The organism is Persicobacter psychrovividus (assembly GCF_036492425.1).
GTDB lineage: Bacteria > Bacteroidota > Bacteroidia > Cytophagales > Cyclobacteriaceae > Persicobacter > Persicobacter psychrovividus.
This window is the reverse complement of the sequence record NZ_AP025293.1, coordinates 586,447-597,993: the sequence shown is the minus strand read 5'-3', so window position 1 is coordinate 597,993 and position 11,547 is coordinate 586,447. Positions and strand designations below refer to the sequence as shown.

The window sequence follows — 11,547 nt, the reverse complement described above, 5'->3', positions numbered from 1 at the left end:
TTTTCAGCGGAAACCGAATGCAGGAACAGCAGCATGTAGCGGTCAAGCTTTCATGCCCGATCGCGTAATAATTAAATATTATTTTTGTAAGAAGTTAATCTTTTTGTCGTTCGCCATGCACTTTTTTAAGGGTTATTTTTCTGAAATATTATATTTTAATGATTGTTAAATCTGAAATGTTGTATCTTTTTAATGGGTGCTTTTGCGTGGCGTCACCTGATCGGTGGCGCTAATCAATATGAAATAAAAATTTTATTTTTTATTTACTTTATTTATCAAATGATTATTTGTTCTCTGTTAATCAAATGATTTGTAAAAATATGGTGATTCAAATAGTCGGTAAGCGAAGTTCTTTGTTCTTTATCTTCTAACTTATTGTACTATTTGAGTATATATCTTTGTTTGAGGTGATACATAGTGATTTAAATATTATAATATGGAGTCTTTGATGTATATTTTTCGATATGAATTTCCATGTATATTCATTAATTTTATGTATCAAACGATGTGGTTTTTAGGTTTTGCGTTTTGGTAAACGGTTGATGTTAAGCGTTTTCATGTAGCCTGTTTTATGCGCTATTGATCACATTGTAATCTCAAACTAAACTTAAATGTAAGGATGAAGAAACTTATTACCGTCTTTTTTATCATGCTTTACGTATCCCTTTCAGCCTATGCACAACGACAGGTTACGGGGGCCGTTTCAGCCAGTGATACCGGAGAGCCGATACCGGGTGTTAATGTGCTGATCAAGGGCAGTGGTACAGGAACAATTACCGATTTTGATGGGAAATATACCCTTTCAGTTTCCGATGATCAGACCCTGCAGTTCTCTTTCATCGGTATGCAAAGCAAGGAAATATTGGTGGGCAATCAGTCGACGATCAATGTGCAACTCGATGCCGACGTTACCGAGCTCGATGAGGTGATGGTCGTGGCCTATGGTGTGGCCAAGAAAAGCGCCTTTACCGGTTCGGCTTCTTTTGTGGATGAAGAGCGTATCCAGACCGCACAGGTGACCAACGTATCGAATGCCCTGCAGGGAACCAGTTCTGGGGTGCAGGTAATTTCGGCTTCCGGTCAGCCGGGGGAGTCGGCGAGCGTGCGTATCCGTGGGGTGGGTTCGATCAACTCGGGCAGTGATCCTTTATATGTAGTCGATGGGGTTCCTTTTGACGGCGACCTTTCTTCGATCAACCCAACGGACATCAAGTCGATGACGGTAATGAAAGATGCGGCTTCGGCGGCGATCTACGGTTCACGTGCAGCCAATGGTCTGATCATGATCACCACCAAGTCCGGCCTTTCGGGTACGGAGCCAAAGATCAATATTCGTTCTACCATGGGGGTATCAAGCCGTGCGGTCAAGCCTATCGAGCGCCTGGGTACCAATGATTATATGGAATTGAAATGGGAAGCGATGCGCAACGGTTTCATGGACAATGGACAGGATGCCGCAACAGCAGCACAAAATGCATCTAATGGTTTGATCGGAACGATTGGCATCAACCCTTACGGTACGGCAAACCCTCAGCCCGTTGGTGTGGATGGTCGCCTGAAGGATGGTTTGAACCCGCTATGGGATGACAACTGGGACGAGGCCGTGATCGGTTCGGGCAAGCGTTATGAAACCAACCTGAGCATTAACGGTGGATCAAAGCGTACGCAGTATTTCCTTTCGGGAAGTTATTTGAATGAAAGCGGTATGATGCTTGGTTCAGGCTTCGAGCGTTTCACCACCCGTCTGAAATTGACCAACAAAACCACCAACTGGCTGACGACTTCCTTGAACCTAAACTACGCTCGTTCGCAGCAGCTGTTCAATGACAGTCAGGACAGTAACGTCGGCAACGGAGCAACTTATGGCTTGAACATGGCGAGCTTCTACCCAATTTACCAGCGCAACCCGCAGGACGGTAGCTTTATCACGGATCGTAACGGCAATAAAAAGCTTGACTTTGGTACTTACCGAACAAGTTCTTACGCCCGTACCAACCTGATGGGCTCGATCCCAATGTCGGTTAATGAGCGTAACCGCGATTTGATCTCGGTGCGTGGTAGTGCGGATTTCGATATCGCTGAGATGTCTGATAAGTTATCATTCCTGAAAGGTCTGAAATTCAAAACAAGCTACAATACGGACATCAGTTTCAGAAATAACCACACTTATACACCTGCCTTTCTTGATGACCCATACAGTGACCTTGACGTCATTCAAAACCTGCAAAGCACCTCTGCTTCGCGCTCAAATCAGCTGACCCAAAGTTATACTTTCAACAATGTACTTTCTTATCAGCTGGACAAAGGCCAGCACAGTATTTCGGCAATTGCAGGGCAGGAAATCTATGCTTATAAATACACTTACAATTATGGTTCGCGGAGTAACTTCCCCGTAGCCGGTGTGCAGGAGCCTTCTTTTGGTTCGCAAATTGGCGACTATACCGCTTACACTGACTATTATTCCCTGGCCTCTTTCTTTGGGCGTGTGGAGTACAGCCTGAGTGAAAAATACAACCTGTCGGTTTCTTACCGTGCCGATGGTTCTTCCCGTTTTCATAAAGACAACCGATGGGGTAACTTCTGGTCTGTGGGTGGTGCATGGAACATTTCCAAAGAGGATTTCATGGATCAGTTTACTTTCCTCGACAACCTGAAGCTGAAAGCCAGTTATGGAGCACAGGGTAATCAGGATATCCGTACCGAGAGTGGCTCATCCATCTATTACGCCTATCAAAACCTTTACGCCGCCGAGCGTATCGGAAGCTCTTCGGCGGTAACAATTTCCCGTTTGGCCAACGACAACGTTACCTGGGAAACCAACCTGAATGCCAATATCGGAATGGACTTCGGCATGTTCGAGAACCGCTTGCGTGGTAACCTGGAATGGTTCCAGCGCAAATCAAAGGACTTGATTTATGAAATGCCATTGGCACCATCGACCGGTTTTACGGGCATTATTTCCAATGTAGGGGAAATGCGTAACCGTGGGGTAGAGTTGGAATTGAATGGGACTTTGATCGATAAGAAAGACTTCAGCTGGAACCTTGGCTTCAATGTTACCCATTATAAAAATGTCATTACTGACTTCCCAATTGAGGAAGGGGTGATTTCAGGTACTAAGCGTCTGATGACTGGCGATGATCGTTATGCTTTCTACCTGCGTGAATTTGCAGGTAACTCCCAAATTGGAGAGCAGCTGTATGATCGCAATAACGATGGTGACATTGTGGAGGCCTCTACGCCTAACCCTGGAGGTTTGCCGACTTGGTACCTGATCGATGAACAGACTGGCGAGCGATATAAATCCACCAATTACAATGAAGCCGACCGTGTGAACGCTGGCAGTGCCTTGCCTGATTTCTTTGGTGGGGTGAACACCAGCCTGCGTTACAAAAACTTCACCGTAACGGCCTTATTGTCTTATTCGGTAGGCGGGAAAATCTATACCGGAGGCGAGTACACCACTTTCTACGGAACAGGAAGTGTCAATGCCAGACCATGGGCAGTGGATATGCTGAACCGATGGACACCAGACAATCAGGATTCCGATTTGCCTCGTCTGACTACCAGTGCACCAGCCAATGGCTTTACCGCACAATCAACCCGCCACCTGTACGATGCTTCTTATGTACGTCTGAAAAACCTGAACATCACTTACGCTTTGCCGGAGTCGCTGATCAACAGACTGAGCATGTCCGCATGTAGTGTCTTTGTTCAGGGAGAAAACCTGTTCACTATTTTTGGTGTGGACGGCATTGATCCTGAAACTGGTGGGCTTGAAGGTGTTACGGGCTACCGTTACCCAGCAGCCAAAGTGATCTCGGGTGGTATCAACCTTTCATTCTAATCTGTAATCAATCATGAAAAAAATATTTCTAATGTTAGGCATGGCCGTCCTTTTTTCGGCCTGCGACAATTTTCTGAGCGTTACCCCACCACGTTACATTACCGATGATAATATGGCAGGTGAGGGTGGTGAACTTACCCCTTCTTACTACTTAGGCGCCTATTATTCTCTGACGGATTGGTTTATCTCCTATGCTTACCCAGGCTACAAGTCCATCCAATTGGCTTCTGATGCCCTGGGGCAGGATGTGGTGGGCTCTGATGGTATTTATGGTGGCGTTACCAGAGAGTACAAATACTTATCGACCGACAATTTCACGAGTTCGGTACCACGCCGATTCTGGCAGTATTACTTTAAATCCATTGCCACCTGTAACAACGGGATTCAGCAATTCGAAACGGCGGCCTATGAGTCGCACAGGGAGGAATCCAAGATCACTTATGCGCAGCTGTTAGCTTTGCGTTCTTTCGCCTATCTCGATGTCGTTCGTTTTTGGCAGGCAAGCTATGAGCAGGCGGCAGACCTCGATGTTGCGCCGATTTACGAACAAATCGTGGATGCTGAAACGGGGCGTGAAGGCATGCCTCTTTCTACCGTAGCGGAGGTTTATGATTTTCTGATTGATGGTTTGGAACGTTCGGTAAACATCTTTGAAGAGGTGGACTATAACCGATCGTCCAAGGCGATGATCAACAAAAATGTGGCGGCAGGAATCCTGGCACGTGCTTATCTGACCCGCGGGACAAAAGCGGACGGATCAGGGGTAAAAGCCGATATGGACAAAGCGGCAAAGTATGCGCGCATGGCGCAGGAAGGCATGTCTTTGATGAAACCTGAAGAATTTTTGGCGGGCTTTAATGAAGACTCCAATCCAGAGTGGATGCTTGATTTACCACAGTCTGCAGACAACAGCGACATGAGTTATATCTTCCATTATATGGATACCCGCAGTAATGATGGGCGGGCGTATTACAAGTCGGCTTTACCTGATCCATACTTCAGGAATCTGTTTGATTATGGCAATGGATTTGATACTTCAGATGTGCGTTTCCAACTTTTTGAAGTGCCAGATTCTACGGGTGCTCCTCGTGTGCAGAATGCTTTGAAATATACCAAGTTTAAGTTCCGTGATTCTGAGCCAACGGGCGACATCGTTTATATGCGCGTGGCGGAGATGTTTTTGATCGAGGCCGAAGCTGTTTTGCGTGGAGGACAAGCTGAGCGTCCGGCATTGGAGATCATCAATGAATTGCGTGCAGCCCGAGATGCCTCACAGGTAAGTACTGTTGATGTTGATTTTGTGCTGAAGGAGCGCCGCAGAGAGCTGTGGGGTGAAGGCGAAGCCGGTATCTTTGATATTAACCGTACGCAGGCAACCGTTCACCGAAAAGTGATCGATCAAAAGGATTTCGAAGATTATCTCGGAATGGTAAAAGACAGTGTATTGACAAGGGGGCACCACATCCTGTCTTACCCTGATCGTTCGCCAGTCGGCAAAAGCAGTCATTATCACTTCTTCCAGATTCCTGAGCAGGAAGTGTTGAACAATCCAATGGTGGAAGGGCAGTTGCCAAGACTATAAGCCATTAATCAGTAAAGAATCTAAAAATCCCCTCATGAATGGATCGTGAGGGGATTTTTTGTATCCTAAAATCCGTAAGTCATGGAAATTTCGGGAGTGGATTGATGAGGTTGATCCTGTCTATTATTTGGGGACTATGCTCCAGTCGTTCCAAGCGGGATGCCTGAAAACAAAGAAAAGTCCTGAAGGTATCAAGCCCGTAAAAGTGCGCGCTTAATTTTTGATCTGCATGCCGATATCAATGGTAACATAGGCTATTTTATTATTTCTCTGCAGTGTAACTTCAATTTGCCCATACCACCATACATACGCTTCACTGCCATCATTGGGCAACTCCACAGAATCGTTGTTTACAATCAGAAGGTCCATAGCTTCCTGTTCATTACTGGCAGGGTGTGCGGTATAAACGGCCTTTTTTTCGATATTTACAACATCGTATTTTTCCTGTTTCAGTTTTTTGAGCAGCTGTGGATTGCTGCCGTCATTCTCAAGGCTTTCAATGATGATGGCATTAATTTCGCCATCTTCTAAAATATTGCTGCCGTCGCTGATCTGTGCGGCATCAGGAATACAGTAATCCCCTCCGATTGCCCAGTCAAATTTTTCAGCATTTCTATTGTTGGTTTTATCGGCACATTCAATTGTGGCATAATCGATCTCAAACTCCTGATCAATCGGATTTTCGGCATTATTGGAACAGCCCAGGCATGCCATGACAGCAAAGGCTGAAATAAGTGATTTATAAGTCAATGTCTGAATGGTTTAGGTTGATGGTTGATTTATGTGTTGTAAAGTTATTTATTTCCATGAAAAAATGATGACTGAAAACGATATATATCATCGCCCTTTTACCGGATCAGTCGGCCGAAAATATCACTCAAAGGGGAGGAGAAAGCCTTTGTGAACCGTGAAATTCATTTGGATTGGGCAATAGCAAGAGAATTATACTTAAAAAAAGTGCTCCTTGAGCCAAAGGGTGCTAAATTGAATTTATTTTTTAACCACAGAACTATACATTCCATGAGATGGTCGTTTTTAATTTATATTGCCATAATTGTGGCCTCAGGCTGTAAGCCTGCAGAGAAAAGCCAGGCAACAACCTCCACAATCTCCACAAAAGCACGGTCGGGCAATCCCATTTTCGAGGGTTGGTATGCTGATCCGGAAGTGGCGATGTTGGATGGGAAGGCATGGATTTTCCCTACCACTTCCACCAAATACAAGCAGCAGGTTTATTTCGATGCTTTTTCATCCTCGGATTTGGTGAACTGGACCAAGCACGAGCGGGTTTTGGATACCACCAAAATTACGTGGGCAAAACAAGCCATGTGGGCGCCTTCCATCATTGAAAATCAAGGGAAGTATTTTCTGTTTTTCTCAGCCAATGATATTCAGAAGCCGGGTAACTTTTTGTACAAGGAAGACGATCCGATCAATCATTTTGGTGGCATAGGCATTGCTGTGGCCGACCAACCTGAAGGCCCTTACAAGGATTACCTCGGCAAGCCACTGATCTCCGATTTCCACCATGGCGCACAACCGATTGATCAGTTTGTTTTCAGGGATGATGATGGTCAGCACTATCTCTTTTATGGCGGATGGAAGCACTGTAACCTCGGTAAGCTCAGCTCCGATTTCAAGACCGTTACTCCCTGGGAAGATGGGCAGCTGTTCCATGAAATTACCCCTGAAAATTATGTCGAAGGGCCGTTTATGTTCAAGCGTAAAGGAAAATACTATTTGATGTGGTCCGAGGGCGGATGGGGCAACGGCACCTACCAGGTGGCTTATGCGATTGCCGACCACCCGACGGGTCCTTTCAAACGGGAGGCTACGATTCTTTCTTCTGATGAAAACATGGCAACAGGAGCAGGGCACAACTCCGCCTTTTGCGCACCGAATACCGATGACTGGTATATGGTTTATCACCGTCGTCCGATCCCGAACGAAGACCGTGATCACCGCGTAACCTGCATCGACCGCATGTATTTTAATGAAGACGGAACGATCAAGCCGATGGTCATGACCCGGGAAGGGGTGGAGGCCATCAAGCTCATTACTGCTGCCGTTTCCCAATAGGGACTGAAAAGTTGATCACTCAAAGGAATCAATAGCCAAAAGCAGGAAGAAATCACTCTTCTGAAAGATAAAATACCATTTATAAATCGAGATAAAAGCCCTGAAATAGCCCTGTTTCGGGGCTTTTTTTGTGGTTTAAAGGATTGATTGTTAGTCTTTAGTTGTCTTGTTTATAAATCAAAAGACTTTAAAAAATTCGAGAAGTGAATTTCGTTGCGCATGATGCATATTTGTGAAGACAACAAGGCGCATTTTTTTATGAAAAACTTACTACGAATATTATTTTTGACATGTCTCGGACTGTTCGGTGCTCAGCGGCTGAGTGCTCAGGTGGAGGTCCTTGGGCTGGGGTTTGGTGGTTCATTGATGGACTACAAAATTGATCAGACCGGTAGAACATGGGTGGGCGTCGATGTGTCGGGCCTTTATTATAGCGACGACCGAGGGAAGCAGTGGCACCTGGCCAACAACCAGCCGGTGAATGAACATATTTCCGAAATTTTTGTGCACCCCGAAGATCCCAACCTGGTGATCCTTGGTGTGCGTGGTGGGATTCTTCGTTCAGAGGACCGGGGACAAAGCTGGGAGGATGTCCGACAAGGGTTGCCAGATCATGTTCTGACGGGCAAAATGTCGATCGCCATTGTATCGATTTGTACAGACCCTTTTAATACTGATATTTTATATGCTGCCATGGGTGACCGCCGCGAGGCTTCAAAGGTCGGGATGGATTCCGGAGAAGAGAAATACGGACGAGGGCTGATTTTCAAGTCTGAAGACCGGGGTAAAAGCTGGATCAACCTTCGGGAAGAGTACAGTACCAACATTCCGGAAATGGCCAATATTTTTGCGATAACGGCCTCCAATCAGTTTGAAGGAACATTGTTTGCTGCCAGTAGCCGAGGACTTTACCGTTCGCAGGATGCTGGATTGTCATGGCGACGAATGAGCCGCCTGCCGCACCAAAAGGTGCTCAATGTGGTGCTTGACCCACGGGACAACAACCGTGTTTTTGTGACCATCGACAGTGAAGCGAATGGCTACGGGGTATATTTTTCGGATGATTTGGGCAACACCTGGGAGGCACGGAATAATGGCTTGCCCGAACGACACAATGGTCAGCCCATTCAGCCATACCATTTACTGATGAATCCCAAAGATCCAGCAACCATGTATGTGGGAGGCACGGAAAATGGTGCCATCTGGAAAACGACCAACGGGGGTGAAAAATGGAGTAACGTTTATACTGGAAGAGTCCGGGATCAGGGGTGGTTCTCCTATGGAACAGGCTATTTGAAAGCCTACGGTTTCGACATTTCGCCTACGGATCCTGAGTATTTGATCGCAGGGGAGCACTGGTCGCACAAAACAGAGAATGGCGGCGGCGACTGGTATAATGTCTATTCCAGTAATTCTTCGCCTTACACTAACAATGGGATTGACTTTACGGTTTCCGATGTGGTGGAAGCTTCCCCTTATGTGGACGGCCTGGTTTTAATGGGGCAGTATGATAACGGGCTGTATCTTTCCCGTGATGGCGGAAAAACCTGGGAAAACAAGCACCATGAAATGCGTAAGGATGGCACCAGCAGTTGGCTTGTTTCTGTCACGGACATTGCTTTTGCCAATAACGGCGATATTTATGTGGCCATTGAGCTTTCATTTTATAATCCTAACGGCGGTTTTCAGATTAAGAAATCGACCGACAACGGTAAGTCATGGCAAATTGTGATGGACGCCAAGCAGGGCTCTGAATTCCATAGCTGGGGCATGTACCGTGGGCTGGAAATTGACCCCAACGATCCACAAACCCTATACGTAACGGCCATGGCACCCAACGATCACGCCACCATCGTAACGCATGACGGCGGGGAAAGCTGGGAGAAAATAGGGGAGAAATTTGACAACAACCTCATCCGTGAGTTGCACCTCGATCAGTCGGACCCCAATATCCTTTATGCCGTGGCGGCCACGCACAACGGTAAAATCGGGCGATTGTATAAATCCACGGACAAAGGTGCCAACTGGGTAACCATCAATGAAGATCCTCTTTATGATGCCCGAGATATGGCCATTGATCCTAATGATAATAACACACTTTATATGGCCGTGAGTACAGCTGCTGAAGGGCAACGCGGAGGCGTTTATAAAAGTACCGACGGCGGTGTTCACTGGACGGGTATTGCCACCAAGGAAAGCAATACGCTCTCTGATGAATTCACCGATAAAATTGCCGTTAATGGGGGATTTTTCGGGGCAAGTACAGTTACCTGCCACCCGACCAACTCCAACATCATTTATGCGACTTTTGGCGCTGCAACAGGGCAAACCATTGGTGATTTCCGTCCTGCTTACGGGCTGGGGGTAACTTACGACGGCGGCGCAAGCTGGTCGTTGGTGGGTACTGAAAGCATCCGCTATGGGCGACTGTTCAATGTGGCTTTTGATCCCCGCGATGAGAATATCATCTATTCGGGATCCGGTGGCGCAGGAGGTTTTAAAATAAATCTTCAGGATTTGAAAGCGGCAGACCAGCAGTTTGAGGTGTTCAAGGCACTGGTGATCAACAGCCCTGAGTCGGTAACGGTTCAGGACTTTGAAACCCTGGGCATTCAGGGCGTGGTGGCCGACAGCCTGACGGCCTATGTTGCTGCGCTTGAGGATCAGATTGCAGCCTTTACCATGATTGGGCAGGTGCAGTTGGTGGTCGATCAGGTCAATACCCCAAGCCTGCAAAACCTGGAGAAAATCTTGGCCTACATCAATGAGGGACAGCCCCACAGAATTACCAATAACATGATGGAAGCCGAGGATTTTGATGATTATCAGGCACAATACCTGAGCTTGTATCAGCAGGAATTTGCGACCATGAGCAACGTTACTGAGCGGGCAGAAATTCAGGCTGTGATAGAAAAGATTAACCCTGAAGGGCACCTGGCGATGATGAATGCTTATAGTGCGCAGAATGATAAGGAACAGATGGCCGACTATTTCAGCCTGCTCGAATTTGAGAACAGGATGGAGGAATATGAGCAATTATATATCGATGAGATTTATAAACTTAACACGCCTTTCAGTATGGAGGACATACAAGCTACCATTGATTTGGTGAATGAGGCGCAGCAACCCGACAAACCATTGAGTGCAGGTGAAGAAGCACTGCTGACTGTGTACCCGCAGCCAGCCAATGAGGTGTTGAAAATTGCCATAGGTCAGCAGATCGAAGAGGTGAGGTTGTTTAGTGTGCTGGGAAATGAATATGCGATCCGTGTTGATCAGGGGCAGATTAATCAGGTTGACGTGCGCCATATTCCTGAAGGAATTTATATTCTTCAGGTAGCAACTGCTCAGCGTATTTATGGTAAAAAAGTGATCATCAGACATGAATAATCAGAGGATAGATTTAACCTGAAAATAGATCAATATTTCCCGAAGATACAGGGGAATGTTTACCTATTTTGTTAAGTCGTTTTGAGCCTGGCCATTGGTGGTCAGGCTTTTTTCGGCACAATAAAAAGGTCGAAGACATAGGCTTCGACCTGCGAGAAGAACGGATTAAATTTTACCGATGAGCGCCACAATGGTGCAGTATCCTGTTGAACACAGGCCATCACCCCAATCAAAAACATGATTTCTACCACCGTAGGGGCGTCGCACAACTCAGATTTTTCAAATTAACGCAGAAGATCATTTTATTGACGGTATGGATGTACCCATTGTCATTAAGTTAAGAAACAGCCGATCATTTATTCGAAATTATGACTTTAAAGCAGGTTAAACCAAAGGGAATTCGGAGAGGTATGAGTTGAAAGGTCATTTAATGTGTTTTTAAGATTTCTGTTTTTATATCCCGAAGGGATTACATAACATAGCGAGGGGTGAAACCCCTCGAAATATCCCTCCCCTAAAACCTATAACCCTGAAAGGGTGCAACGTTTTATTTGTATAGAAATTTATATTACGCCCTTTCAGGGCTCAGCATTTTGCCGGTTATTATCCCGGGGTTTCACCCCGGGCTATGATATTACATCCCTTCGGG

6 protein-coding genes are annotated in these 11,547 nt (G+C 46.1%); 4 read left to right on the top strand and 2 right to left on the bottom strand.

From position 1 onward, the window contains the following. The first annotated feature begins 619 nt into the window (after window positions 1-619). Window positions 620-3,847 (top strand): SusC/RagA family TonB-linked outer membrane protein, encoded by a 3,228-nt coding sequence (locus tag AABK40_RS15825; RefSeq protein WP_338398098.1) that lies wholly within the window; start codon window positions 620-622, stop codon window positions 3,845-3,847. A 13-nt stretch (window positions 3,848-3,860) separates the two neighbouring features. Then, window positions 3,861-5,429, top strand: coding sequence for a RagB/SusD family nutrient uptake outer membrane protein (locus AABK40_RS15820; RefSeq protein WP_338398097.1), 1,569 nt, complete (start codon window positions 3,861-3,863; stop codon window positions 5,427-5,429). Between the two features lie 213 nt (window positions 5,430-5,642). Here AABK40_RS15820 and AABK40_RS15815 read toward each other — a convergent pair whose 3' ends face one another. Next, window positions 5,643-6,179, bottom strand: coding sequence for a hypothetical protein (locus tag AABK40_RS15815; RefSeq protein ID WP_338398096.1), 537 nt, complete (start codon window positions 6,177-6,179; stop codon window positions 5,643-5,645). 270 nt (window positions 6,180-6,449) lie between these two features. On the opposite strand from AABK40_RS15815, the gene AABK40_RS15810 reads away from it, so the two are divergent. Further along, window positions 6,450-7,508, top strand: coding sequence for a glycoside hydrolase family 43 protein (locus AABK40_RS15810; RefSeq protein ID WP_338398095.1), 1,059 nt, complete (start codon window positions 6,450-6,452; stop codon window positions 7,506-7,508). A gap of 258 nt (window positions 7,509-7,766) precedes the next feature. Beyond that, window positions 7,767-10,898, top strand: coding sequence for a VPS10 domain-containing protein (locus AABK40_RS15805; RefSeq protein ID WP_338398094.1), 3,132 nt, complete (start codon window positions 7,767-7,769; stop codon window positions 10,896-10,898). Between the two features lie 101 nt (window positions 10,899-10,999). Here AABK40_RS15805 and AABK40_RS15800 read toward each other — a convergent pair whose 3' ends face one another. Then, the gene (locus AABK40_RS15800) at window positions 11,000-11,167 is read right to left on the bottom strand and encodes a hypothetical protein (RefSeq protein ID WP_338398093.1); all 168 of its coding nucleotides are present in this window, start codon (window positions 11,165-11,167) and stop codon (window positions 11,000-11,002) included. Between the last annotated feature and the right edge of the window lie 380 nt (window positions 11,168-11,547).

Coding starts and splice junctions, on each gene's coding strand:
- AABK40_RS15825 (WP_338398098.1), top strand. CDS start 620: ATGAAGAAACTTATTACCGTCTTTTTTATCATGCTTTACGTATCCCTT.
- AABK40_RS15820 (WP_338398097.1), top strand. CDS start 3,861: ATGAAAAAAATATTTCTAATGTTAGGCATGGCCGTCCTTTTTTCGGCC.
- AABK40_RS15810 (WP_338398095.1), top strand. CDS start 6,450: ATGAGATGGTCGTTTTTAATTTATATTGCCATAATTGTGGCCTCAGGC.
- AABK40_RS15805 (WP_338398094.1), top strand. CDS start 7,767: ATGAAAAACTTACTACGAATATTATTTTTGACATGTCTCGGACTGTTC.